Genomic DNA, 24,817 nt, shown 5'->3' on the forward strand with positions numbered 1-24,817 from the left:
GCGCGCTCAGTGCCGCGGCCGGTGGTGAAGCGGTACTGGCGCCCTCAGCCGGCACCGTGGCACTTCTTGTACTTCTTGCCGCTGCCGCAGGGGCAGGGGTCGTTGCGGCCCGGCGTGGCCTCCTTGCGGAGGGTCTCGACCTTGGGGCCCAGGCTCTTCCAGAGCTGGCGCAGGTCGTACACGGCCCAGATGGCGGCGCCGAAATCGTCCAGCCGCTGCTGGCTCACGCTGGGCGGGCCGTTCTCGTCGTACATCGAGAGCACCGGCTTGGCCTTGTCGTCCTCCGTCAGCACGACGATGTTCTCGAGCGCGTCGTCGAGCATCTGGGCCGCCTCCTTGTCGCGCGGCGGGGTCCAGTCCTCGGGCCAGTTCTCGACCGCGTACATGAAGCCCAGCGCCCAGACCTGGGCGAACGAGGGCAGCGCCTCGCCCTCCATCTCGGCGCGCTCCTCGGGCGGCAGCGCGGCGACGGCGCCGCGGGTGTCGAGCACCTCGGGCTGCCAGCTGCGCTCGTCCTCGAGCGTCTCGACGTCGGCATCGAGGCCGACCTCGATCTCGCGCCAGCGGCGCTTCCAGTGCCAGACGAATTCCATCTGCTGGGCCGGCACGAAGCCGTCGCCCAGTAGCACGGGCCAGTACTCCGCGGGCTCGATGACGCGGCGGGTACAAACCAGCGCTGCCAGGAAGCCCTCGCAGAACTCCCACTGGGGGATTTCCTCGTCGTGCTCGCGCATCGCGTCGAGCGCCCGGTCGAGGGCGTCGAAGTCGTCGGGACCGAGGGGTTGCAGGTCGGGGGTGGGGGCCGGATTCGTGCCGGCGGAGTCGGGTGGGGTGGTCGTCATGGCAAGTTCGAAGCAGCCCTCTATGATGCAGCAGGCTCCGGCAGCCCCTCACAACCATGCCCACGATCACTCCGTTTCCGGTCCGCTACACCGCCTTCGCCCTGTGCGTGGCCGGTTTCGCGGCCAGCCTGGCCTTCGTCCTGGCCTCCCCCCATCTCTGGTTCGCCTGGCTCGCGCTGGTGGTGTTCGCGGTGCTCGCGGGCACCGGCGTGCACGACCTGCGGCAGACCCGGCACGCGATCCTGCGCAACTACCCGGTGATCGGGCACCTGCGTTTCCTGCTGGAATTCATCCGGCCCGAGATCCGCCAGTACTTCATCGAGAGCGACGCCGAGGCCGCGCCCTTCTCGCGCGCCCAGCGCTCGCTGGTCTACCAGCGCGCCAAGGGCGAGCCCGACAACCGTCCCTTCGGTACCCAGCTCAACGTGACCATCGCGGGCTACGAGTGGATCAACCACTCGATGCAGCCGACGAAACTGGCCAACCACGACTTCCGCATCGTGATCGGCGGCACGCCGCAGCCGGCCGATGCCAATCCGGCCCAGGTCTGCACGCAGCCCTATAGCGCCAGCGTGTTCAACATCTCGGCCATGAGCTTCGGCGCGCTCTCGGCCAATGCCATCCTCGCGCTCAACCAGGGCGCCAAGAGCGGCGGCTTCGCGCACGACACCGGCGAGGGCTCGATCTCGCAGCACCACCGGGTGCATGGCGGCGACCTGATCTGGGAGATCGGCTCGGGCTACTTCGGCTGCCGCAACGAGGACGGCACGTTCAGCGAGGAACGCTTCATCGCCAATGCGCGCGACCCGCAGGTGAAGATGATCGAGATCAAGCTGAGCCAGGGCGCCAAGCCCGGCCACGGCGGCGTGCTGCCGGCGCCCAAGGTCACGCCCGAGATCGCGGCCGCGCGCGGCGTGCCGATCGGCGTGGACTGCATCTCGCCCTCCTCGCACAGCGCCTTCTCCACGCCGACCGAGATGATGCATTTCGTGGCCCGGCTGCGCGAGCTCTCGGGCGGCAAACCCACCGGCTTCAAGTTCTGCCTCGGCCATCCCTGGGAATGGTTCGGCATCGTCAAGGCGATGCAGGCCACCGGCATCACGCCCGACTTCATCGTGGTCGACGGCGCCGAGGGCGGCACCGGCGCGGCACCGGTCGAGTTCAGCGACCACGTGGGCGCGCCGCTGCAGGAAGGCCTGCTGCTGGTGCACAACACGCTGCTGGGCGTGAACCTGCGCCACCGCATCAAGCTGGGCTGCGCCGGCAAGGTCATCACCGCCTTCGACTTGGCGCGCATGATGGCGCTGGGCGCCGACTGGTGCAACGCGGGGCGCGGCTTCATGATGGCGCTGGGCTGCATCCAGGCGCAGAGCTGCCACACCGGCCACTGCCCGACCGGCGTGACCACGCAGGACCCGGTGCGCCAGCAGGCGCTGGTGGTGCCGACCAAGGCCGAGCGCGTGCGCAACTTCCACCGCAGCACGCTGCATGCGCTGCAGGAGCTGGTGCAGGCCGCCGGCCTCGATCATCCGCAGCAGATCACCGCCCACCACATCGTGCGCCGCATCTCCGACACCGAGGTGCGCCTGCTGAGCAACCTGGTGATGCAGGTGCAGCCGGGCGCGCTGCTGGGCCCGCTCGACGAGCAGCACAACGTGTTCCGCACCTACTGGCCGCTGGCCAGTGCCGACAGTTTCCAACCCCTGACACAGGGAATGCAGGGCATGCAGAGCGCTCCCGCCGCATCCCAGGGGCTCGCGCTGGCCGCATGAATCCGCTGCGACGTGGCGGCGCCGGCGCGCGCCTTTCGATGCGCAAGGGCGTGGCCTCGGGCCCGGCCCCGCTGGATGCGATCCCCTCCCCGCCCGCGCCGGGCGACTACGCGGCCTTCCTGCGCACCACCCTGCCGCGCCAGGCCAAGAACGTGGCCAGCCACCGCTTCGGCGACGAGCGCGTGTGGCTCAAGAAGGCCGGCCCGCGCCACGGCAAGTGGGGCTACCGGGTGATGGCCGCGGTGGCGCGCATGGCGCGGCTGGACATCATCAAGCCGGTGCCCAACCCCGGCGGCGAGGCCGCCATCGCGACCGAGGCGCGCCGGCTGCGCCAGCTGGCCGCGGCCGGCCTGCGCGTGCCCCGGGTGCTGGCCGAGCAGGCCGACGGCCTCTTGATCTCCGACCTGGGCGCCAGCGGCCGCGGCACCGTGGTGCTGCAGGAGCGGCTCGACCAGGCCGCCACCGCCGGCCCGGCCGCGCTGCTCGCGGTCTGGCGCGAAGGGCTGGCGGCGATCGCCACCGTGCATGCGCACGGCCAGCACCTGAGCCAGGCCTTCGACCGCAACCTGGTGCAGTGCCCCGACGGCGTGATCGGCTACATCGACTTCGAGGACGACCCTTCCGAGGTGATGACGCTGGCCGAGTGCCAGGCGCGCGACTGGCTCAGCTACCTGCATTCCACGGCCATGATGCTCGAGGCCGCCGCGCCCGACGCCGCCGGCCAGCACTGGCATGCGGCGCTGGCCGACGTGAACGCCGACGTGCGCGAGCGCATCGCGAACGCGGCGCGGCGCATGAAGTGGGCGCAGAAGCTGCCCGCGAGCCGGCGCTGGGGCCGCGACACGCAGCGCGTGCGCGCCGTGGCACGGCTGCTCGGACGCTGGCACGGCGCCTGAGCGCCGGCCGGCTACGGCAGCGGCTCGAAGGCCGCCTGCACCGCCACCCCGAGCGTGCCCAGCCGCTTGCGCATCGAGAGCACCGCCTTGTCCTTGCTGAGCAGCCGCGCGCGGTGCGCCACCGCGAGGTCGACGAACATCTGGTCGTCGGGGTCGCTGCAGACGTAGGGCGCGCGCTTGGGCACGCCCTCCACCAGCCGCGCGCGGGCATCGAAATCGGCCAGCACGGCCGGCAGTTCGAGCGCGCGCTGCGCCATGCGGCGCGCGATCAGCGGATAGCGCAGCACGCGCGCGAGTTCGCCGCGCATGGGCTCGGTGGCGACCCAGCGCAGTTCGCCGGCCGCGAGCACGGCGGCCAGCGGGGCCCAGGCCGGGTCCTCGAACACCAGCAGGTCGAGCGCGATGTTGGTGTCGATGACGATCGACGGCGGCGCGGGCAGCGCCGAGCTGTCTGCGGATACGCGCATGAAGCCGCTAGCCCCGCGCCGAACCCGCGACCATGTCGAAGCGGAACAGCCGGCACTCGATCGGACCGTTCCACATCGGCACGCGGCGCGATTCCTTCAGCCGCATGCGCTTGGGCAGCTTGAGGTCGGGCGTGAGCACCCAGGCGGTCCAGCCCGGGTAGTTCTTCTTCCAGTGGCTCGCGAGCTGCGGGAAGAATTCGCCGCCGTCGCCTTCCCCATCGCCCTCGGCCGGCGCCGCCACCTGCGCGGTCTCGCGCGCGCCGCTGCGCGCCACGCCGCCGATGCCGATGCGCTCGCCGTAGGGCGGGTTCAGCACGATCAGGCCGGCCTCGGCGGGCGGCATGCGCTGCAGCGCGTCGCCGCCGCGGAACTCGACCGCCTGGTCCACGCCCGCGCGCTCGGCGTTGCGCTGCGCGAAATCGACCATGCGGTGCGAGACGTCGGAACCGAAGATGCGCGGCGCGGCGCCCGCTTCGGCCGCCGGCGGCTCGGAGGCGGCGCGCACCGCGGCCCACACGTGGGGCTGGAACGGCAGCAGCTTCTCGAAGCCGAAGCGGCGCAGCCAGCCGGCCGGGATGCCGAGCGCGATCTGGGCCGCCTCGATGGCGATGGTGCCGCTGCCGCAGCAGGGGTCGTACAGCGGCTTGTCGGCGACCTCGCCGGTCTCGGGGTTCCACCAGCCGCTGGCGGCCAGCATGGCGGCGGCCAGGGTTTCCTTCAGCGGCGCGTCGCCCTTGTCCTGGCGCCAGCCGCGCTTGAACAGCGGCTCGCCCGAGGTGTCGATGTAGAGGGTGCAGGTGTCGGTGGTCAGGTGCGCGAACACGCGGCAGTCGGGCCACTGGGTCTCGATGCTCGGGCGCACGCCGCCGGCGCGGGCGCGGAAGCGGTCGGCGATCGCGTCCTTGATGCGCAGGGTGGCGAAGTTCAGGCTCTGCAGCGGGCTGTGCTGGGCCGTGGTCTCGATCTTGAAGGTCTGCTTGGGCGTGAACCAGATCTCCCAGGCCACGCCGCTGGCCAGCCCGTAGAGGTCGTTCTCGTTGCGGTACAGGCCCTGGGCCAGCTCGACCAGCACGCGCTGCGCGAGGCGGCAGTGCAGGTTGAGCTGCAGCACCTCGCGCCAGTCGGCGCGCACCCGCACGCCGCCGCGCAGCATCAGCAGGTCGTCGCCGGCACGGCCGGTGAGCGCATGCACCTCCTGCGCGAGAAACTCCTCGACGCCGGCGGCGCAAGGCAGGAAAAGGGAGAGATCATTCACGGAAGTTCGCTTGGTCGACGGCCGGCTACGGGATTGCCATTGTCGCTGTGTCGCCCTGCTTGCCTATAGTGGTCCGGTCCATGAAGCCCCTGCACGACTCCGCGGCGCCCGCCGCCCGCCCCGCCAGCGCCGGCGGAAACCCCGAAGCGCCAGGGGCCGCGCGGGACGACGGCTTCGCCATCCAGTGCGAGGTGCTGCGCATCTCGGTGCAGCCGATCGGCCCGATCCTGGCGGTGCAGTACCTGCTGAACTGCGGCATCGCGGCGCTGTTCGCCTGGCAGTTCTCGCTGCCGCTGTCGCTGGCCTGGCTGGGCCTGATCACGCTGGTGACGGTGATGCGCGCCTTCGTGCCGCAGCGCCTGCCCGAGCCCTTCACGCCCGACAGCCTGCGCCGCGCCCAGCGCGTGCACGTGCTGCGCACCGGCATCTGGGAGCTGGCGCACGGCGCGGCCGGCGTGCTGCTGTTCGACCCCTCGCGCATCGAGCTGCAGCTGCTGCTGGGCGTGATCGTGATGGGCATGACGCTGTCGGCCGCCTTCTCGGTCTCGTTCTACACGCCGGCCACGCAGCTCGCGATCACCCTGCTGCTGGCGCCGATCATCGTGATGGGCATCTGGCTCGGGCCGCCGATGATGATCGCGGTCGCCGTCATCGGCGCCGGCCTCACCGCCATGATGTGGAAGCTGGTGGCCGAACGCTCGCGCCAGCTCGAGGAGAACATCGGCCTGCGCCTCAACGAGCGCACCCTGCGCGAGCAGGCGCTGGCCGGCCTGCGCGCCTCCGAGCAGGCCCAGGCCGAGCGGCTGCGCTTCTTCTCGGCCGCCAACCACGACCTGCGCCAGCCCGTGATGGCCATCGGCCTGCAGGCCGAGGTGCTGCGCCAGCAGCTGCGCGAAGGCGCCGACACGATGGCGGTGCAGCACACGGTGGGCTCGCTGGCACGCGCCCAGCAGGCGCTGGAAGGACTCACCAACCAGTTGCTGGAGATCGGTCGCATCGAGGCCGCGGCCGACCCGCTGCGCCCGGCCGCGGTCGCGCTGGCGCCGCTGCTGCACGAACTCGCGCGCCAGGCCGGCGAGCGCCGCGTGCTGGTGCGCTGCCCGAGCGACGCGGTGGCCTGGAGCGACGCGGTCTCGCTGCGCCGCGTGCTCGCCAACCTGGTCGACAACGCCGTCAAGTTCACGCCCGCGGGCCGCGTGCTGCTGGCGGTGCGCGCGCGCCGGCGCGAGGGTGAGGCCGCCTGGCGCGTCGAGGTGCGCGACAGCGGCATCGGCATCGCGCCCGAGGCGCACGAGCGCGTGTTCGGCGACTTCGAGCAGATCGGCAACGTCGAGCGCAACCTGCAGCGCGGCCACGGTCTGGGGCTGGCGATCGTGCGGCGGCTCGCGACCCAGCTCGGCATCGAGGTGGTGCTGCGCTCGGCGCCCGGGCGCGGCTCGGTGTTCGCCTTCGAGCTCGCGGCCGCGCCCGCCGACGCGGCGCCGCTGGCACCGGCCGCCCTCAAGCCGCCGCCCGAGGCCGCGCCCGCGCTGCGCCCCGGCCTCGCGGTGCTGGTGGTCGAGGACAACGCCGTGGTCGCCGACAGCCTGCAGTCGCTGCTGCGCCAGTGGGGCGCCCAGCCGCGCGTCTACGGCAGCGCCGCCGAGGCGCTGGCGCTGGCCGACCTGCAGGCGCTCGACCTCGCGCTGTGCGACATCCGGCTGCCGGGCGCGCTCGACGGCATCGCGCTGGCCACCCGGCTGCAGCAGCTCAAGCCCGCGCTGGCCATCTCGCTGGTGTCGGCCGACATCGACGAGGCCACGCAGCGGCTGGCCAACGAGCGCGGCTGGCATGCGCTGCGCAAACCGGTGCAGCCGGCCGAGCTGCATGCGCTGCTGCGGCGCGCGCAGCAGGCGCCGCCGCGTTAGCAGCCTCCTGGGCGCGGCGCCACCGGGCGCGGCGTTCCGAGCTATGCTGCGCGCCATCCCCGATGCCGGCCCGCCCGCCGATGCCCAGCGCCCCCTCCGCCCCGACCCTCGCCGAACTGAAGGCGGCCCGCTACACGCCGGTCGCGATCGGGCTGCACTGGCTGCTGGCGCTGCTGATCCTCGGCGCGCTCGGGCTGGGCCTGTACATGACCGGGCTGCCGTTCTCGCCGCAGCGCGTGCGCTTCTACAGCTGGCACAAGTGGACCGGCATCGCGATCCTGCTGCTGTCCGCCGTGCGCCTGCTGTGGCGGCTCGGCCATCCGCCGCCCGGCGTGCCCGACTTCGTGCTGACCGCCATGCCGCGCTGGCAGCGCACGGGCCGCACGATCAGCCACCGCCTGATGTACCTGCTTTTCTTCGCCGTGCCGCTGCTGGGCTGGGCCCAGAGCTCGGCGCTCGGCGTGCCGGTGGTGTGGTTCGGCGTGCTGCCGCTGCCCGATTTCGTGCCCGTGGACCGCGCCCTCGCCGAGCAGTGGCTGCAGCCGCTGCACCGGGCCGGTGCCTACCTGCTGGCCGCCGTCTCGATGCTGCACGTCGCGGCCGTCGTCAAGCACCAGTGGATCGCGCGCGACGGCCTGCTGCGGCGCATGTGGCCCGGGCCGTCGTCGACTTCCAGGAAACCCAACGCATGACCTCCCTTCTTCGCCGCTGGCACGGCGCGCTGGCGCTCGCCACCTTCCTCCTTCCGGCGGCCCATGCCGAGCCACCGCCCGCGCGGCTGGTGCCCGAGAAAAGCCAGATCGTGTTCGTGAGCAAGCAGATGGGCGTGCCGGTCGAGGGTTCGTTCAAGAAGTTCGACGCGCGCATCGCCTTCGACCCGAGGAAGCCCGAGGGCGGCAGCGTGGCGCTGCAGATCGACACCGCGAGCGCGGCCTTCGGCATCCCGATGACCGATGCCGAGCTGCCCAAGGCGCCGTGGTTCGATGCCGCGCATTTCCCGCAGGCCGGCTTCCAGACCACGGCCATCAAGGCGCTCGGCGACGGCCGCTTCGAGATGGCCGGCAAGCTCACGCTCAAGGGCATCGCCAGGCCGCTGACCGTGCCCGTGACGATCGCGCCGGCCGCCAACGGCCAGTCGGTGGTCAGCGGCAGCTTCGTGCTGCAGCGCATCGACTACAAGGTCGGCGACGGCGAATGGACCGACACCTCGGTGATCGCCAACGACGTGCAGGTGCGCTTCAAGCTCGTCGTCGACGGCCTCGGCACGCCCTGACCCCACCACACTCCCCCGCACGCAGCACCCGCCATGAAGAACAAGACACTGCTTTCCGCCGCCCTGCTGGGCTTCGCGCTCGCCGCGTCCGGCCTCGTCGCCGCGCAGGAATACACCGCCCCGGCCGTCGCGGCCAAGCCCGCGGGCGGCCCGGTCAAGGGCGCCAGCTACGTGGTCGACCCGACCCATACCTTCGTCATGTACGAGATGGGCCACTACGGCACCACCACCAACCGCGGCCGCTTCAGCACCAAGGACGGCAGCGTGCAGATCGATGCCGCCGGCACCAGCGGCAAGGTCGACATCACGATGGACATCAGCTCGATCAACACCGGCGTCGACCTGCTGAACCGGCACGTGCAGAGCAAGGACTTCTTCAACGTCGCCGAATTCCCCACCGGCCGCTTCGTCGCCGAGCGCATCGCCTTCAGCGGCGACAAGGTGGCCGAGGTGCCCGGCACGCTCACGCTGATGGGCCAGACCAAGCCGGTCACCCTCAAGGCCGTGCGCTTCAACTGCTACCTGAGCCCGCTGATCAACCGCCAGGTCTGCGGCGGCGACTTCGAGACCACCGTCGAGCGCAGCGACTGGGGCATCACCTGGGGGCTGAACTTCGGCTTCGAGAACAAGGTGAAGCTGCTGGTGCAGGTCGAGGCGGTGAACGTGCAGCAATGAATTCCGAAAGAGAGCACTTCCGATGATGGACACCACCCTTTCCCTGCTCGGCATCGCCGGCGCCATGGCCGTGGGCGCGATGAGCCCGGGCCCGAGCTTCGTGATGGTGGCGCGCACGGCCGTGGCCTCGCGCGCCGACGGCCTCGCGGCCGCGCTCGGCATGGGCGCGGGCGGGCTGGTGTTCGCGATCGCGGCGCTCGCGGGGCTGCAGGCCGCGTTCCTCGCGGTGCCGGCGCTCTACCTCACGATCAAGGGCTTCGGCGGCGCCTACCTGGTCTACCTGGGCATCCGCATCTGGCGCGGCGCGCGGCAGCCGCTCGCGATGGCGCCGGAGGCGGGCACGCCCGCCGCATCGGGCGGCCGCGGCAAGCGCACCTTCCTGCTCGGGCTGGCCACGCAGGTCAGCAACCCGAAGACGGCCGTGGTCTACGCGAGCATCTTCGCGGCCTTCCTGCCGCGCGAGGTGCCGCTGGTGCTGGCGCTCGCGGTGCCGGCCGTGATCTTCTGCATCGAGACCGGCTGGTACGCCATCGTCGCGCTCGCGCTGTCGTCGGCGGCGCCGCGCTCGGCCTACCTGCGCTACAAGACCTGGATCGACCGCGCGGCCGGCGGCGTGATGGGGCTGCTGGGGCTGCGGCTGGTGTGGTCGGCGGTGCGCGGGACCTGAGGCGGGACGCTCACTCGCCCTTGATGCCGGCGCTCTGGATCAGCTGGGCCCAGCGGGCCCGGTCCTCGCCGAGCCACTGGCGGTACGCGGCCGGCCCGAGGTGCTTGACCTCGGCGCCCAGCGACTTGAGCTTGGCCTGCATGGCCGGCTTGGCGAGCGCCGCGGCGATGGCGGTGTCGAGCTTGGCCGCGATGGGCGCGGGCAGGCCCGCGGGCGCGATGAAGCCGATCGGCTGCGCATAGTCCTCGAAGCCCTTGAAGCCGAGCTCGGCGGTGGTGGGCACCTGCGGATAGTCGGGATGCCGCTGGGCGGTGGTGGTGGCCAGGATGCGGATGCGGCCGCTCGCGACGAAGTCGGACACGCCGACCATCGGGAAGAACATGAAGTCGACCCGGCCCGCCATCACCTCGGTCAACGCCGGCGCGTTGCCCTTGAACGGGATGTGGTTCATCTTCGTCTTCGTGCGCTGCTCGAGCAGCGCGGCCGCCAGGTGCGCCGAGCCGCCCACGCCGGCCGTGCCGTAGCTGACCGCGCTCGGCCCGCTCTGCGCCTTCTTCACCAGGTCGCCGAGCGTCCGGTACGGCGAGTCGCCGGCCACGACGATGAGCTGCGGCAGCACCGCGACCATGCTCACGGGCGTGAAGTCCTTGACCGGGTCGTACTTGACGCGCTCGGGCTGCAGCAGCGGATTCACGTTGTGCGAGATGGTGTTGACGACCAACGTGTAGCCGTCGGGCGCGGCGCGCTGCACGTACTCGGTGGCGATGTTGCCGTTGGCACCCGGCTTGTTCTCCACGATGACCGACTGCCCGAGCGCGGTGCCGATGTCCTGCGCGAACACGCGCGCCAGGATGTCGGTCGGGCCGCCGGCGCTGTAGCCGACCACGAGCTTGATCGGCTTGTCGGGATAGTCGTTCTGGGCCTGTGCGCGGCCATGGAGGCCGGCGCTGCCGAGCAATGCGGCAGCGATCAGCAGCAGGCGGCGGGTGGGGAGATGTCTCGTCATCTTGTTTTTCCTTTCGGTTCGGGGATTCACGGGGCCGGCCGCAGCAGGTCGGCCGAAAGCTGCGCCACGCCCGGGGCGCCGCACAGGCGCATCGTGCGCAGCAGTTCGTCGTGCAGGATGTCGAGGGCGCGCTGTGCACCGGCGTCGCCCGCGGCCACCGCGCCGAACAGCGTCGCGCGGCCCAGCAGCACGCCGTGCGCGCCCAGGGCCAGCGCCTTCGCGATGTCCGCGCCGCGGCGGATGCCGCCGTCGACCAGCACCGGGCAGCGCCCGGCCACGCCCTGCAGCACCTCGGGCAGTGCCTGCAGGCTGGGAACGGCGCCGTCGAGCTGCCGGCCGCCATGGTTGGAGACGACGATGGCGTCCACGCCCATCGCGGCCAGGCGCGTGGCATCGTCGGCGCGGCTCACGCCCTTGACGATCAGCTTGCGCGGCCAGCGCTCGCGCACCTCGGCCAGCCGCGCCCAGTCGAAGGCGGGGTCGTAGCTGCGGCCGACGGACGAGGCGATGGCGCCCGCGCTGGTCGCCGCCGTCTCGAGCCCGCGCAGGTTCTCCATCGCGGGCAGGCCGCGCAGCAGCATGTCGAGGGCCCAGCGCGGCCGCGAGGCGAAGTCGAGCACGTTGCGCGAGGTGAAGCGGAACGGGATCGAGAAGTGGTTGCGGAAATCGCGCTCGCGCTTGCCGCCGACGGGCAGGTCGACGGTGATCACCAGCGCCTCGTACCCGGCCTCGCGGGCACGGTCGACCAGTTGCCAGAAGAAGTCCCGGTTGCGCAGCACATAGGCCTGGAACCACAGGCGCCCGGGCGCCTGCTCGGCGATGGTCTCGATGGCGGCGGTGGCGCTGCTCGACAGGGTGTAGGGCAGACCCATCCTGGCCGCCGCGCGCGCGAGCGCCAGGTCCGCGCCGCGCCAGCCGAAGCCCGCCGCGCCGGTCGGCGCGATGGCGGCCGGCATGCCCGCGGGCGCGCCCAGCAGGCTGCAGGCGGACGAGGCATCCGCCACGTCGACCAGCACGCGTGGCGCGAACTGCCAGCGCTCGAAGGCGCGGCCGTTGCCGGCGAGCGTGCGCTCGTCCTCGGCACCGCCGTCGAAGAAGTCGAACACGGCGCGCGGCAGCCGCCGGCGCGCGAGCGTGCGCAGGTCGGCGATCGAATAGCAGGCGGCCGCGCTGTGCGTCATGCGCCGGCCAGCGCCGTGTCGGCCACCGCGCGCGGCGTGCCGTCGTCATGGAAGAAGCGCGTCGCCATCACCTGGCAGCGCTTGATGTAGCGCGGCTCGTCGGGCCGGTAGTCGGGAATCGCGTTGTGGATGGTGCCCATGTTGTCCCACATGAGCACGTCGCCGACCTCCCAGCGATGCGCGTAGCGGAACTCGGGGCGGGTCTGGTGCGCGAAGAGGAATTCGAGCGCCTCGGCGCTTTCCTTCTCGTTCATCTCGTTGATGCGGATCGCATAGCCCGGGTTGGCGTAGAGCACGCGCCGGCCCGTGATCGGGTGCACGAGGAACAGCGGATGCGAGACCGGCGGCCGCGCCGCGCGCTGCGCGGGCGTGAGCGGCGGACGCGTGCTGCCGCGCTCGCGGCGCATCATTTCCCAGAACTTGTCGAAGTCGTGCAGCACGGTCATGCCCTCGAGGCGCCGCTTCCACGCATCGGGCAGGGCCTCGTGGGCCGCATGCATGTTGCAGAACTCGGTGTTGCCGAGGGGCTGGCCGTCGCGGTGCGGAATCCGGATGCCGTAGAGCACGTTGGTGAACGCGATCATCCGGTTGTAGGACATGTCGGTGTGCCAGTCCTGCCCCGCGTCGGAGAGTCCGAGCGGCTTGCCGTTCTCGACGATGTTCGACAGCACCATGACCTCGGGCAGTCCCGGCTCCTGGTAGGCGCCCGCCACGTTGACCTCGAGCCGGCCGAAGTTCGCCGAGAAGTCGCGCAGCTGGGTCGCGGACAGTTCCTGCCGGGGGTAGCTCAGCACGCCGTGGCGGCCGAGCGCCTGCAGCAGCTGTTCGAAGACCTCGGCGGACAGCGGGCGCGACAGGTCGAGTCCCTCGACGCGGGCACCGAGGGTGGCGCCGCCGGGAACGATGCGGATGGTCATGGATGGAGTCCTCTGGCGAATGAAGGGGGGCGTGTTCGGGGAAGGCCGTCAGTACGCGACGTCGAGCAGCGCGCGGATCTCGTGCGCGCCCGCGACGCGCCGCGGGTTGTAGTAGAGGCCACGTTCGCGCATCGTCTTGGCGCCGATGCGGTCGAGCGCATCGCGCGGCACGCCGATGTCGCGCAACCGCGTGGGCACGCCGATGGCCGCCTGCAGCGCGCGCAGGGCATCCACCAGCGCAGGCACGTCGGGCGCGCCCCACGCCGCGGCGGCCCGCATCAGCGGCCCGGCCGCGGCTTCGGCATTGAAGGCGATGGCGTGCGGCAGCATCACGGCATTGGCATCGCCGTGGCCGACGCCGGTCACCGAACCGATCGCATGGCACACGGCGTGATGCAGGCAGGTGCGCGCGTTGACCAGCACCTGGCCCGAAAGGTGCGCGGCATAGAGCAGCGCGGCGCGCGCCGCGACGTCCTGTGGATCGCGGTGGACGGCGGGCAGCGCCTGCGCGAAGCGCGCCATCGCATCGAGCGCCAGCGTCTCGGCCAGCGGCGAACGCTCCATCGAATAGAGGCCCTCGAGGCAATGCGCGAGTCCGTTCATGCCGGTGGCGCACATCAGCGCCGCGGGGATCTCGAGGTTGGCGCGCGGGTCGATCAGCACCAGCCGCGCGGCGAGCTGCACATCGGTGAACAACAGCTTGGCGCCGTCGTCGCCGCGCACCCCGAGCGACGCCGTGACTTCGGCGCCGGAGGCGGTCTGCGGAATGGCCACGATCGGCAGCTTCGGCGCGAGGAGGCGCGGCGCCACCAGCGAATCGGGCGGCGTGAAGCGCACCGCGTGGTCGGCGAGCGCACCGCCCTCCGCCATCAGCAGCGCGATCGCCTTGGCCGTGTCGGAGGCGCTGCCGCCGCCGACGGCGACGAAGCCGTCGACACCCTCGGCCAGCGCGCGCGCGGCCAGTTGCTCGACCAGCGCCACGCTCGAATGCGCGGGCACCGGGTCGGCCAGCAGATGCGGCAGGTCGCCCAGCGCCGCGAGGCTGCGCGCGAACAGGGCCGAGCGCTGCGTGCGCGCGCCGCCCAGCACCAGCGGCCGCGCGATGCCCAGCGCATCGAGCTCGGCGCGCAGGCCGTCGATGGCGCCTTCGCGCATCACCAGCCGCGTGGCGACGCCGCGGTGGACGAAGGAGGCGGGCAAGGCGTTCATTCGGCGGAAGCTGAGGCGAAGTCGAAGGCCGTCACCATGCGCTGCTCGGCGATGCGCCAGCCCTGGCCCGGATCGCGGCGGAAGACGGTGGTCGTCAGGTTGAAGCGCAGCGGCCCGGCGATGCGCGGCGGCGCGCCGTCGGGCTGCGCTGCGGCGGGATGGCGGTAGGCCGTCATGTAGGCCTCGACCTCAGCCGATGTGCCGTCCTGCGCGCTCACATGGGCATTGGTGAGCACATGGCGCGTCTCGACATCGGCGGCGCGCGCTTCGAGCGCGGCGCGCACGGCCGGCTTGCCCTCGAGCCACCGGCCCTGGCGCAGCCAGCGGCAGTCGTCGGCGAACAGCGCGAGCATCGCGTCGTAGTCGCGCCGGTCGAGCGCATGGAAGAAGCGGTGCAGCGCCTGCGTCAGCTCGGGCAGCAGGCGCGCGGCGTCGGGAATGGAAACATCGGCGGTCATGTGGCGGACGAGTCTAGGAGTCGGCTTGCCCGCTGACACACCCTGTTCGACAATCCAAGGTTTGCGATTTGGAAACCTTGAACCGGGTCGAACGACGTGGATCGCCTTCGCTGCCTTCAGATATTCACCGAGGTCGCGCGCTGCGGAAGCTTCGCGCGCGCAGCCATGCAGCTCTCGGTGTCGCGCGCCACCATCACCAAGCACGTGGCCTGGCTCGAAGCCTCGATGGGCGCGCAGTTGCTCAAGCGCACCTCCAAGCAGGTGGCATTGACCGAGGCCGGCGCGCGCGTGCTCGACTCGGGGCGCGACCTGCTGGAGCGCTACGAGGCGATCGAGGGCGAGGTGCGCGATGCCGTGCAGCTGCCGCGCGGTGCGATCCGCGTGGGCACGCCGCCCTCGTTCGGCGCCTACCACCTGATGCGCGTGGTGGCGCAGTTCACCCACCGCTACCCGGACATCGAGGTGACGGTGGTCCATGACGACGGCCGCTCCGACCTGGTGGCCGAGGCGCTCGATCTCTCGATCCGCATCGCGCCCTCGCTCGAGGACGCGAGCTACGTCGCGCAGTCGCTGCTGAAGGCGCCGCAGGTGGTGGTGGCGTCGCCGGCCTACCTGAAGGCCTACGGCCGGCCCGCCACGCCGGCCGACCTGGCGCGCCACAACTGCCTGGTGCACATCATCAAGTCGGGCTCGGGCGTGTGGAAGTTCGCCGGCAACCCGCCGCAGGAGGTGCGCGTGCGCGGCACCGTGCGCGCCAACATGGGCGATGCGATCAAGCAGTGCGCGCTGCTGGGCATCGGCATCTCGCTGCACCCACACTACATGGTGTCGGAGGAACTGAAGGCCGGCACGCTCGAGGCCCTGCTGCCCGGCGCGGTGCCCGAGGAGCTCGACATCCACGTGGTGTTCTCGACCCGGCGCAACATGCCCAGCCGCGTGCGCCACCTGCTGGAGTTCCTGCGCGAATGGTCGCGCCATCCGCCCGACTGGGCCTTGCCGGCCACCACCGCGGCGCGCGGCACCGCGGGTCGTTGAACGGTCGCCCTCAGGCCTCTTCGGCGACGAAGGGATTGCGCAGGCAGCCGAGGCCCGAGATCTCCACCTCGACGACATCGCCGGCCTTCAGGTGCGGCGACTTGCCGTCGGTGCCCATCCAGATCACGTCGCCCGGGTACAGCGTGAGATGCCGCGTCATCGCGCTGATGAAGGTCGCGATGCCGAACAGCATCTCGCCGGTGCGGAACTGCGTCTTCACCTCGCCGTTGACGCGCACCGTGGTGCGGGCCGCTTCCAGGTCGAAATCGGTTTCGATCCACGGCCCCATCGGCTTGAAGGTGTCGCAGTTCTTGGCGCGCCAGAAGGTGCGGTCCGAGGCCTGCCAGAGCCGCTCGCTCACGTCGTTGCCGATGGTGTAGCCCAGCACGCACGACAGCGCGTCGGCCTCGCTCAGGTGGCGGGCCTTCTGGCCGATCACCACGACCAGCTCGCCCTCGTACTCCACCTGCTTCGCGTTGGACGGAATGACGACGGCTGCCTCGTGAGGAACCAGCGCGTTGACCGCGCGGTAGCCGATGTCGGCCTTCTCGGGGATCGCGAGCGTCTGGCCGCTTTGCTCGGCGTATTCCTTGATGTGGCGCACGTAGTTGAGCCCCGCCGCATAGAAGGTGCGCGGCAGCAGCGGCACCTCGATCCGCACGTCGGCCAGGCGATGCACGGCGCCCGTGAAGTCGTGGCCGCCGAAGGGGCTGCCGTTCACCGCGCGGACGCGGTCGTCCTCCAGCACGCCGTAGCTGCTGGCGGCCGCGCCGGGCGCGGTGTAGTGGATCCATTTCATGCGCGTGCTCCTGTCGGTGGTGTTCGGGCCCCCTGCTCGCAGAGGCACCACAGCATGACAGGCCGAGGTTTGCGGAACGGAAACCGACGGTTTGCGAAAGCCGCCCAAACCGCCTAGAGCAGGCTCTCGGGCGTCAGCGGCGCCAGCAGTTCGAGCATGGTGCGGTCCCAGAAGCCCGAGTCGGGCTCCTCGCTCAGCACCGTGGTCTTGCCGGCCTCCTCGCTGACCCACTCCAGGCGCGAGTCGCTGCCTTCGGCGAAGCGCAGCCTGTAGGCGCCCTGCTGCTTGAGCACCTCGAGCAGCTTCAGCGCCTGCTGCGCCATCTCGGGGCTGCGGATGAACAGGCCGATCTCGGTGTTGTGGACCTCGGAGCGCGGGTCGAAATTCATCGAGCCGACGAACAGGATGCGCTGGTCGATCACCGCCGACTTGGCATGCAGCCGGCCGACCGAGGTGCCGAACAGGCCCAGCCGCACGCTGCGGCGGGTGCGGTTGGTGCTGAGTTCGTAGAGCTCGGCGCCCAGGCGCAGCATCTCGGGCCGGTAGCGGCGGTAGGCGGTGTGCACCAGCGGCTCGTCGGTGGCGGCGAGCGAGTTGGTCACCACGCTGATCTTCACCTGGCGCCGGCGGATCTCGTTCATCACCTCGAGCCCCGCGGCGCCCGGGATCAGGTAGGGCGAGACGATGGTGACCTCGCTGCGCGCGCGGCGCATCTGCTCGACCACGTTGTAGCGCACGCTGTCGACGTCGAGCAGCGGCACGCCGCCGTACGAGGCGGTCTTGCCGATCACGCGGTCGGGCGAATCGGCATAGGCCTCGGCCGTGGTCCAGATCAGGCCTAGCCGGCCGGCGTCGAGGTCCTCGGCGATCGGGCCGTAGCCCAGCAGGTCGTTGGGCGCGGGCTTCGGCGGCGGCGGCGTGGTGTCGGGGCCGGTGGCGGCCTCGAAGCGGCGTCGCAGTTCATCGTTCGGCAGCGTGCTCGCCACCACCGACTCGACGGGCCGCACGTAGGGGCTGTTCCAGTACTGGTCGAACAGGCTGCCCAGGCGCGGGATCAGCGCGCCGGTCACGAAGGTGTCGAGGTCGATGAAGTTCTCGCCCGCGGTGCGCCGGAAGTACTGGTTGCCGATGTTGCGCCCGCCCGCCACGGCCATCGCGCCGTCGGCGATGAACAGCTTGTTGTGCATGCGCCGGTTGACGCGGCTGAAGTCGAACAGCGAGGCCGTGAAGCGCGCGAGCAGGCTGCCGCGGCCGGCCGGGAAGGGGTTGAACAGGCGCAGCTCGACATTGGGCGTGGCCGCGAAGCCGCGCAGCAGCTCGTCCTCGCCCGCGGTGTAGAGGTCGTCCATCAGCACGCGCACCCGCACGCCGCGCTGCGCGGCATCGCGCAGGGTGCGCAGCAGGTAGCGGCCGGTCTCGTCGTTCTCGATCTGGTAGTACTGGACGTCGAGCGTGCGCTGGGCCCGGCGCGCGAGCTGGATGCGGGTGTCGAAGGCGAAGTCGCCGCCGGGCATGAGGCGAAAGCCGCTGAGGTCGGGGTCGGGCTGCGCGGCCAGCGCGATGCGCCCGAGCGCGGTGTCCTTCGACACGGCGATGGCCTTGGTGGGGGCGCGCGGAGCCTCGTCGGGCAAGGTGGCGCAACCGGCGGCCAGCAGCGCGGCCGCGATGGCGAACACCCGGAGCCCACAGCGCGACAGCAGGCGTCGGGCCATCGGCGGCTTTCTACAGGGCCTTGCGCAGGTTGGCGGGCGCAATGCGCAGCGCCTCGCGGTACTTGGCGACGGTGCGGCGCGCGCACTCGATGCCCTGCTCCTTGAGCATCTCGGAGATCTGGCTGTCCGACAGCGGCTTCTTCACGCTCTCCGAACCGACGAACTGCTTGATCAGCGCGCGCACCGCGGTGCTCGAGGCATTGCCGCCGGTCTCGGTGCCCAGCGCCGAGCCGAAGAAGTACTTGAGCTCGACCGTGCCGAAGGGCGTCGACATGTACTTCGCGGTGGTCACGCGCGAGATGGTGGACTCGTGCAACCCGAGCTCGTCGGCGATCTCGCGCAGCACCAGCGGGCGCATCGCGAGTTCGCCGTGCACGAAGTAGCTCTTCTGCCGCTCGACGATGGCGTTGCTCACGCGCAGGATGGTGTCGAAGCGCTGCTGGATGTTCTTGATGAACCAGCGCGCCTCCTGCAGCCGTTGCGACAGCGCCTGGCTGCCCTCGCCCTTGTGCGACTTGAGCGCGCCGGCATAGATGTCGTGCACGCGCAGCCGCGGCATCACCTCGGGGTTGAGCATGACGCGGAACTTCACGTTGGTGCCGCGGCCGGTCTTGGTGACGATCACGTCGGGAATGACGATGTTGCGCTCGACGTCGACGAAGCGGCGGCCCGGCTTGGGTTCGAGCCGCGCGATGATCTGCAGCGCCGAGCGCACCAGCTCCTCGTTGGTTCGCGTGAGCGTGGCCAGGCGCTTGAAGTCGCGCCGCGCGAGCAGCTCCATCGGCTGCTTGCAGATGGCGAGCGCGGTCTTGCGCACCAGCTCTTCTTCCTCGGTCTCGTCCTCGTCAGCCAGCGCGCGCAGCTGGATCGCGAGGCATTCGCCGAGGTCGCGCGCGCCCACGCCCGCGGGCTCCAGGCTCTGCAGCAGGCCCAGCGCGACCTGGAAGTGGTGCACCAGCTCGTCGAACTGGTCGTTGTCGTCGCCCGCGAGGCCCGAGGCCAGCGCCGGCAGCGAATCCTCGAGGTAGCCGTCGTCGTTGAGCGACTCGATCAGGAAGCGCAGCGCGGCGCTGTCGTTCTCGTTGAGCCGCAGGCTCAACGCCTGGCGGTGCAGGAAGGATTGCAGCGATTCCTGGCTGCGCGCGAGCTCGGTGGCATCGGCGCGCTCGTCGTCGCCGGTGCTGCTGTTGTTGCGCGCGGGCGCGTCGCTGCCCCATTCGCTGTCGTCGGGCGCCATGTCGACGGTGCCGTCGCCTTCCCAGTCGGGCTCGCGCTCGGGCGAGTCGAGGGCCGGCTCGGCCTCGGACGACGAGGTGGTCTCGGTGGACGTGGTCGAAGTCGAAGGCGCGGCGCTCGCGTAGTCGCTCTCGGCTTCGCGCTCGGTGTCCTCGCGCGGCGCGGGCGTGTCGGCGGCGTCGAGGCCGAACTCCTCGCGCGCGGCTTCCTCGGCGGTGCGCTCGAGGAAGGGGTTCTCGTCGAGCATCTGCTCGACCTCCTGGCTCAGTTCGAGCGTGGAGAGCTGCAGCAGCCGGATCGACTGCTGCAGCTGAGGCGTCAGCGCGAGATGCTGCGAAACGCGCAGCGACAAGCCTTGTTTCATGCCCTCAGGAAATGACTTGCACGAGGGTCATCACATCCGGAAGTGCTCGCCCAGGTAGACCCGGCGCACTTCGGCGTTGTCGACGATCTCCGAGGGCGTGCCCTGTGCCAGCACATGGCCGTCGCTGATGATGAAGGCGTGGTCGCAGATGCCCAGCGTCTCGCGCACGTTGTGGTCGGTGATGAGCACGCCGATGCCGCGTTCCTTCAGGAAGCTGATGATGCGCTGGATCTCGATCACCGCGATCGGGTCGATGCCGGCGAAGGGTTCGTCGAGCAGGATGAAGCGCGGCTGGGTGGCCAGCGCGCGCGCGATCTCGACGCGGCGGCGTTCGCCGCCCGACAGCGCGAGCGCGGGCGAATCGCGCAGGTGGTCGACACGCAGGTCGGCCAGCAGCTCCGACAGGCGCTCTTCCATGCGCTGCTTCGACAGCGCCTGCGGCCGGCCGTTGGCATCGGGCTCGCGCTGCAGCTCGAGCACCGCGCGCACGTTCTCCTCGACCGTGAGCTTGCGGAAGATCGAGGCTTCCTGCGGCAGGTAGCTCAGGCCCATGCGCGCGCGGCGGTGGATCGGCATGTGGGCGATCGGCTCGCCGTCGATGGAGATCTCGCCCGCGTCGGCGCGCACCAGCCCGACGATCATGTAGAACGAGGTGGTCTTGCCGGCGCCGTTGGGCCCGAGCAGTCCGACCACTTCGCCCTTCTGCACGTCGAGCGAGACGTCCTTGACCACCTTGCGGCTGCCATAGCTCTTTTGCAGGCCGCGCGCGACGAGGCGGCTGCCCGGCACGCCGTTGGCTTCCTGGGTTCCGGCGGCTTCGATCACTTGCGTTCTTCCCCTTCGCCGCTCAGCGTGGTGGTGGAGCGCAGTCCGGCGCCCGGTGCCGGCGTGGGCGCCGGGGCCGCGGGACGGCGCGTGGCCGGCGCCGAGGCGCCGGGCGCACCCGGTGCGGCGGGCGCGGCCGACTTCGGCGTGAGGATGGCCTTGACGCGGCCACCGCCACCTGGCGCCGACACGCCGGCGTTGGGCGGCACGGTCGAGCCGTTGACGGTGTAGGTGTCGTTGCTCTGGTCGTAGACGATCAGCGCGCCGCTGCTCTCGTCGTTGGGCGTGGCGCCGACCAGGCGGCGCATGACGGCGCGGCGGATGAACTTGACGTTGTCGGCGCGGCTGTCGTACTCGATGACCTCGGACTCGCCCTCGATCCACTCGTCGCCGTTGCCGTTGCGCTTCTGCTTGTAGTAGGCGAGCTTGCCGGGCGCCGCGGTGACCACGCCGTACTGGTAGCCCTCGGGGTCCTGGCGCACGTCGATGCGCGCGCCGCGGATGATGATGGTGCCCTTGGTGACCACCACGTTGCCGGTGAAGACGCTGGTCTGCTTGAGATCGTCGTAGCGCATCGAATCGGATTCGATGTTCATCGGCTTGGTCCGGTCGGCCGTTTCGGCCAGGGCGGAGGCGGCGGAGCCGGCCAGCAGCAGCGCGGCCAGCACGAGGCGACCGGTGCGGCGAAGGGAGGAGGTGGGGTGAGAGTGCGATGTCATAGAGGCACGAAACTTGCTCTGCATTGTATGCGGCCCATCGCGCCAGACCCATGCGCGCGGATGAAAAAGCCCCGGGGCGGCGAACCCGGGCACGGCACCCCGCGGGATCGCCCCGCGTTCTGCCGACCGGCCGGATGACGGCCCGGCCGCCCCGGAACCCTCGATGGGATTCCGGCCTCCCGGCGGCGGAGCGGCCAGGGCCGCGAGACCGGTCTCAACCCTTGCGGGCTTCGCCGATCAGATAGTTGGTCACGGCCAGCGCCTTGTTCATGTTGCCGGCGAGTTCGCCGTCCACGTACCAGCGGCCGGCCACGGCCAGCGCGGGCACGCCGGCCACCTTGTAGGCCTCGGTCAGCTGCGAGGCGCGCTTGGCCTTGCTCGCCACGCCGAAGGAGGTGAACAGCTCCTTGAACTTCGCGCCGTCGAGGCCGTTCTTCTCGGCCCAGGCCACGATGTTGGCGTCGCCGTTCACGTTTTGGCGCTGGGCGTGGATCGCGTTGAAGACCTTGGGCTGGTACTCGTCGACCTTGCCCAGCGCCTCGAGCGCGTAGTACAGGCGCTGCTTGGCTTCGACGTCGTTGCCCACGAAGGGCACCGGCACGCGGCGCAGCACCACGTCCTTGGGCTGGCCCTTGGCCCAGGCCTCGAGCGCGGGCTCGAAGTCGTTGCAATGCGGGCAGTTGTACGAGAAGAACTCGATCACCTCGATCTTGCCGGCCGGTGCGTCGACCGGCACGCGCTTGTCGAGCACGAGGTATTCGGTGCCGGCCTTCGGTGCGCGGGCCTGGGCTTGCGCGGGCAGATGGGCCATCAGGCCGAGCGAGCCAGCGGCGACGGCCAGCGAGAAATCACGACGTTTCATGGGAAAGAGCTCTCCAGTTGGTAGACGGCAGACTGAGCCGGGCCGATGAAGCGGAGTTCCCGCGCGCGGTGCTCGGGGCTCCGGGAAACCGGGGGCGGCGCGGACCGCGGCGAAGCTTAAAGAAAAACCATGACCGTTGTCGGGAGAGGCCACCCGGCGGCGGCGCTCCCCGGCCGGACGGCGCTCAGCGCTGGACGCGCACCAGCGCCGAGTCGAGGCCGGCGCCGTCCATCCGTTCCTTGAGGCGGTCGGCGTCGTCCTTCTTGTTGAACGGACCGGCACGCACGCGGTAGACGGTGCGGCCGGCCTGCTCGCGCTCGGTCACGCGGGCCTCGACGCCCATCAGCGAGAGCTTGGCGCGCTGCGCCTCGGCGTCCTCGGTGGTGCGGAAGGCGCCGGCCTGCACAAAGTACATGAAGGGATCGGCACCGCCGGAGCCGGTGGCTGCCGCGGCATTGCCGCTGCTCGACGACGGGGCGGCGGCCACCGTGGTGCTGCCGCCGACGCTGCCGGCGCGGGCCCGGGCCAGGTCGCCGAGCGGATCGTTCGAGGGCGGCAGCGCATTGGCCTCGGCCGGCACCGGCGCGGGCCGCGCGGGTTTGGGCGCGACCACCACCGGCACCGGCGCCGTGGGCGGCGGGGTGCCGGGCGAGACCGTGGCGGTGGCGGGATTGCTGCCGTCGCCCGAAGGCGGCGCGCCGACCGGGCCGGCGGCCGCGGGGCGCGGCTGCTGCGGCTTGCCGGCCAGCGGGGCGTTCGGGTCCCAGTCGCGGTTCTTGCGCGCCTCGGCCTCGTCCTGCTCGGCACCGCCGCGCTGCGTCTTGGTGACGAAGGGGATCGGCACCTTGGTCACGTAGACCGCGATACCCAGCGCGACGCCCAGGCCGAGCACCAGCCCGATGATCAGGCCGATGACGATGTTGCCGCGTTGTCTGGTTGTCTTCTTCATGGGGAGGGGGTTCACATCTTGCGCGGCGCGGTGACGCCGAGGATCGCGAGGCCATTGTGCAGCACCTGCGCGGTCGCGGCGACCAGCGCCAGGCGCGCCAGCTTCACGGCCTCGTCGTCGACCAGGATGCGCTCGGCGTCGTAGTAGCTGTGGTACGTGGCCGCCAGTTCGCGCAGGTAGAAGGTGACGTCGTGCGGCGCGAAATCCTTGGCCGCGGCGCTCAGCATCTCGGGGTACTTGGCCAAGAGCAGCATCAGCGACTGGGCCGCCGGGCTCTCGAGCGGCGACAGGTCGACGCCCTGCAGCACGGCCGCATCGCCGCCCCAGGCCGCGAGCACCGAGCAGATGCGCGCATGCGCGTACTGCACGTAGTACACCGGGTTGTCGTTGTTCTGCGCCACGGCCAGGTCGACGTCGAAGGTGTATTCGGTGTCGGGCTTGCGGCTCAGCAGGAAGAAGCGCACGGCGTCGGTGCTGGTCCACTCGATCAGGTCGCGCAGCGTGACGTAGCTGCCGGCGCGCTTGCTGATCTTGACCTCCTCGCCGCCCTTGGTGACGCGCACCATGGTGTGCAGCACGTAGTCGGGGTAGCCCTCGGGAATGCCCTCGCCGGCAGCTTGCAGCCCGGCGCGCACGCGCGCGATGGTGCCGTGGTGGTCGGTGCCCTGGATGTTGATGACCTTGTGGAAGCCGCGCTCCCACTTGGCGATGTGATAGGCGACGTCGGGCACGAAGTAGGTGTACGTGCCGTCCTGCTTCTTCATCACGCGGTCCTTGTCGTCGCCGTAGTCGGTCGACTTGAGCCACAGCGCGCCGTCCTGCTCGTAAGTCTTGCCCGCGGCGACCAGCTGCGCCACCGCGCGCTCGACGCGGCCACTGGTGTAGAGGCTGGACTCGAGGTAGTACTGGTCGAAGCGCACGCGGAAGGCCTGCAGGTCCAGGTCCTGCTCGCGGCGCAGGTAGGCGACGGCGAACTCGCGGATCGCCTCCAGGTCCTCGATGTCGCCGCTGGCCGTGACCTCGCGGTCCTCCGACTTCACGGTCTTCTTCGCGATGAAGTCGGCCGCGATGTCGGCGATGTAGTCGCCGTTGTAGGCCGCGGCCTTCTCGCCGCTCGGCCATTCGGCGTCGCCGGGCTTGAAGCCGCGCGCGCGCAGCTGCGTGCTGTTGGCCAGGGTCTGGATCTGCACGCCGGCGTCGTTGTAGTAGTACTCGCGCCAGACCTGCTCGCCCTGCGAGGCGCGCAGGTTGCAGATGGCGTCGCCGAGCGCGGCCTGGCGGCCGTGGCCCACGTGCAGCGGGCCGGTGGGGTTGGCCGAGACGAACTCGACCAGCACCTTCTCGCCGGTGGCCGGGCGCTGGCCGAAGGCGGCGCCGGCGTCGAGCACCTCGCGCACCACCTGCTGCTTGGCGGCGGTCTTCAGGCGGATGTTGAGGAAGCCGGGGCCGGCGATCTCGACCGCCTGCACCCATTGGGCGAAGGCGGGGGTGGCGAGCAGCGCGGCGCTCAGTTCCTCGGCGAGCTCGCGCGGCTTGCGGCCGAGCGGCTTGGCCAGCTGCATGGCGGCATTGCTGGCGAAGTCGCCGTGGGCCGCGACCTTGGGGGACTCGAACGCGGCCTTGAGGCCGGCGCCGGGCGAGAGGGATTCGAGCGTGTTCGCGAGCGCCGCGAGCAGCTCCTGTTTGACCAATAGCATCGGCGAATTTTACCGGGGGCAAACTCGGTCGCAGTTGACGATCGTCATCCGACCGTCCCCTTCGCCCGTTACGATGGTCAACCCCGAGGCGGGG

The 24,817-nt window shown here is 71.1% G+C and carries 24 protein-coding genes; 8 read left to right on the plus strand and 16 right to left on the minus strand.

The genetic code is table 11. The features are described 5' to 3' along the window. Positions 1–44 precede the first annotated feature (44 nt). Positions 45–842, minus strand: a complete 798-nt coding sequence (locus tag AC07RV_RS36705; protein WP_208508547.1) for a UPF0149 family protein — start codon at positions 840–842, stop codon at positions 45–47. Positions 843–898: 56 nt separating this feature from the next. Here AC07RV_RS36705 and AC07RV_RS36710 point away from each other — a divergent pair, with 56 nt between their 5' ends. Then, on the plus strand, positions 899–2,614 hold the full coding sequence (locus tag AC07RV_RS36710; RefSeq protein ID WP_093350675.1) for an FMN-binding glutamate synthase family protein: 1,716 nt from the start codon (positions 899–901) through the stop codon (positions 2,612–2,614). Next, positions 2,611–3,510, plus strand: a complete 900-nt coding sequence (locus AC07RV_RS36715) for a BUD32 family EKC/KEOPS complex subunit (protein ID WP_093350673.1) — start codon at positions 2,611–2,613, stop codon at positions 3,508–3,510. Before AC07RV_RS36710 ends, AC07RV_RS36715 begins: the two co-directional genes overlap by 4 nt. A gap of 11 nt (positions 3,511–3,521) precedes the next feature. Here AC07RV_RS36715 and AC07RV_RS36720 read toward each other — a convergent pair whose 3' ends face one another. After that, positions 3,522–3,977 carry a PIN domain-containing protein gene (locus AC07RV_RS36720; protein WP_296781708.1) on the minus strand — a complete coding sequence of 152 codons (456 nt, stop codon included), beginning with the start codon at positions 3,975–3,977 and terminating at the stop codon, positions 3,522–3,524. Positions 3,978–3,984: 7 nt separating this feature from the next. Further along, positions 3,985–5,232 (minus strand): THUMP domain-containing class I SAM-dependent RNA methyltransferase, encoded by a 1,248-nt coding sequence (locus AC07RV_RS36725; protein WP_093350668.1) that lies wholly within the window; start codon positions 5,230–5,232, stop codon positions 3,985–3,987. An 80-nt stretch (positions 5,233–5,312) separates the two neighbouring features. Between AC07RV_RS36725 and AC07RV_RS36730 the strand changes: the two genes are divergently transcribed. The 5 genes from AC07RV_RS36730 to AC07RV_RS36750 all read left to right on the plus strand — a co-directional run bounded on the left by AC07RV_RS36730 (position 5,313) and on the right by AC07RV_RS36750 (position 9,754). Then, positions 5,313–7,139, plus strand: a complete 1,827-nt coding sequence (locus AC07RV_RS36730) for an ATP-binding response regulator (protein ID WP_296781709.1) — start codon at positions 5,313–5,315, stop codon at positions 7,137–7,139. Between the two features lie 80 nt (positions 7,140–7,219). Continuing rightward, positions 7,220–7,831 (plus strand): cytochrome b, encoded by a 612-nt coding sequence (locus tag AC07RV_RS36735; protein ID WP_296781710.1) that lies wholly within the window; start codon positions 7,220–7,222, stop codon positions 7,829–7,831. Then, on the plus strand, positions 7,828–8,412 hold the full coding sequence (locus AC07RV_RS36740; protein WP_296781711.1) for a YceI family protein: 585 nt from the start codon (positions 7,828–7,830) through the stop codon (positions 8,410–8,412). The genes AC07RV_RS36735 and AC07RV_RS36740 overlap by 4 nt, the downstream gene beginning before the upstream one ends. 33 nt (positions 8,413–8,445) lie before the next feature. Further along, positions 8,446–9,087 carry a YceI family protein gene (locus tag AC07RV_RS36745; RefSeq protein WP_093350658.1) on the plus strand — a complete coding sequence of 214 codons (642 nt, stop codon included), beginning with the start codon at positions 8,446–8,448 and terminating at the stop codon, positions 9,085–9,087. A 22-nt stretch (positions 9,088–9,109) separates the two neighbouring features. After that, on the plus strand, positions 9,110–9,754 hold the full coding sequence (locus AC07RV_RS36750) for a LysE family translocator (RefSeq protein ID WP_296781712.1): 645 nt from the start codon (positions 9,110–9,112) through the stop codon (positions 9,752–9,754). 10 nt (positions 9,755–9,764) lie between these two features. Here the strand turns inward: AC07RV_RS36750 and AC07RV_RS36755 are convergent, their stop codons facing one another. The 5 genes from AC07RV_RS36755 to AC07RV_RS36775 are packed head-to-tail and all read right to left on the minus strand — an operon-like array spanning position 9,765 to position 14,525. After that, positions 9,765–10,760 carry a Bug family tripartite tricarboxylate transporter substrate binding protein gene (locus AC07RV_RS36755; RefSeq protein WP_296781713.1) on the minus strand — a complete coding sequence of 332 codons (996 nt, stop codon included), beginning with the start codon at positions 10,758–10,760 and terminating at the stop codon, positions 9,765–9,767. Positions 10,761–10,786: 26 nt separating this feature from the next. Next, positions 10,787–11,941: an alpha-hydroxy acid oxidase gene (locus tag AC07RV_RS36760; protein WP_296781714.1), complete on the minus strand. Its 1,155-nt coding sequence runs from the start codon at positions 11,939–11,941 to the stop codon at positions 10,787–10,789. Then, positions 11,938–12,858, minus strand: coding sequence for a TauD/TfdA dioxygenase family protein (locus tag AC07RV_RS36765; protein WP_296781715.1), 921 nt, complete (start codon positions 12,856–12,858; stop codon positions 11,938–11,940). The genes AC07RV_RS36760 and AC07RV_RS36765 overlap by 4 nt, the downstream gene beginning before the upstream one ends. 48 nt (positions 12,859–12,906) lie before the next feature. Then, positions 12,907–14,067 carry an iron-containing alcohol dehydrogenase family protein gene (locus AC07RV_RS36770; RefSeq protein ID WP_296781716.1) on the minus strand — a complete coding sequence of 387 codons (1,161 nt, stop codon included), beginning with the start codon at positions 14,065–14,067 and terminating at the stop codon, positions 12,907–12,909. Then, a complete protein-coding gene (locus AC07RV_RS36775) occupies positions 14,064–14,525 on the minus strand; it encodes a nuclear transport factor 2 family protein (protein ID WP_296781717.1) in 462 nt (153 codons plus the stop codon). The genes AC07RV_RS36770 and AC07RV_RS36775 overlap by 4 nt, the downstream gene beginning before the upstream one ends. Before the next feature lie 96 nt (positions 14,526–14,621). Here AC07RV_RS36775 and AC07RV_RS36780 point away from each other — a divergent pair, with 96 nt between their 5' ends. Beyond that, on the plus strand, positions 14,622–15,560 hold the full coding sequence (locus AC07RV_RS36780) for a LysR family transcriptional regulator (RefSeq protein ID WP_296781718.1): 939 nt from the start codon (positions 14,622–14,624) through the stop codon (positions 15,558–15,560). Between the two features lie 10 nt (positions 15,561–15,570). On the opposite strand, the gene AC07RV_RS36785 is transcribed toward AC07RV_RS36780, so the two are convergent. The 8 genes from AC07RV_RS36785 to argS all read right to left on the minus strand — a co-directional run bounded on the left by AC07RV_RS36785 (position 15,571) and on the right by argS (position 24,723). Continuing rightward, the gene (locus AC07RV_RS36785) at positions 15,571–16,359 is read right to left on the minus strand and encodes a fumarylacetoacetate hydrolase family protein (RefSeq protein WP_296781719.1); all 789 of its coding nucleotides are present in this window, start codon (positions 16,357–16,359) and stop codon (positions 15,571–15,573) included. A gap of 113 nt (positions 16,360–16,472) precedes the next feature. After that, the gene (locus AC07RV_RS36790) at positions 16,473–18,071 is read right to left on the minus strand and encodes a phospholipase D family protein (RefSeq protein WP_296781720.1); all 1,599 of its coding nucleotides are present in this window, start codon (positions 18,069–18,071) and stop codon (positions 16,473–16,475) included. A 10-nt stretch (positions 18,072–18,081) separates the two neighbouring features. Continuing rightward, positions 18,082–19,671, minus strand: coding sequence for an RNA polymerase factor sigma-54 (locus tag AC07RV_RS36795; protein WP_296781721.1), 1,590 nt, complete (start codon positions 19,669–19,671; stop codon positions 18,082–18,084). Positions 19,672–19,701: 30 nt separating this feature from the next. Continuing rightward, the gene (gene lptB, locus AC07RV_RS36800) at positions 19,702–20,496 is read right to left on the minus strand and encodes an LPS export ABC transporter ATP-binding protein (RefSeq protein ID WP_057595581.1); all 795 of its coding nucleotides are present in this window, start codon (positions 20,494–20,496) and stop codon (positions 19,702–19,704) included. Continuing rightward, entirely contained in the window at positions 20,493–21,215 is a 723-nt protein-coding gene (lptA, locus tag AC07RV_RS36805; RefSeq protein WP_296781722.1) for a lipopolysaccharide transport periplasmic protein LptA, read from the minus strand. Before lptA ends, lptB begins: the two co-directional genes overlap by 4 nt. A gap of 214 nt (positions 21,216–21,429) precedes the next feature. Then, on the minus strand, positions 21,430–22,077 hold the full coding sequence (locus AC07RV_RS36810) for a thiol:disulfide interchange protein DsbA/DsbL (RefSeq protein WP_093350631.1): 648 nt from the start codon (positions 22,075–22,077) through the stop codon (positions 21,430–21,432). Positions 22,078–22,261: 184 nt separating this feature from the next. Next, positions 22,262–23,026: an SPOR domain-containing protein gene (locus AC07RV_RS36815; protein WP_296781723.1), complete on the minus strand. Its 765-nt coding sequence runs from the start codon at positions 23,024–23,026 to the stop codon at positions 22,262–22,264. A gap of 11 nt (positions 23,027–23,037) precedes the next feature. After that, the gene (gene argS, locus AC07RV_RS36820; RefSeq protein ID WP_296781724.1) at positions 23,038–24,723 is read right to left on the minus strand and encodes an arginine--tRNA ligase; all 1,686 of its coding nucleotides are present in this window, start codon (positions 24,721–24,723) and stop codon (positions 23,038–23,040) included. Positions 24,724–24,817: the final 94 nt, after the last annotated feature.

It is taken from the genome of Variovorax sp. GW821-FHT09B01, assembly GCF_059418345.1.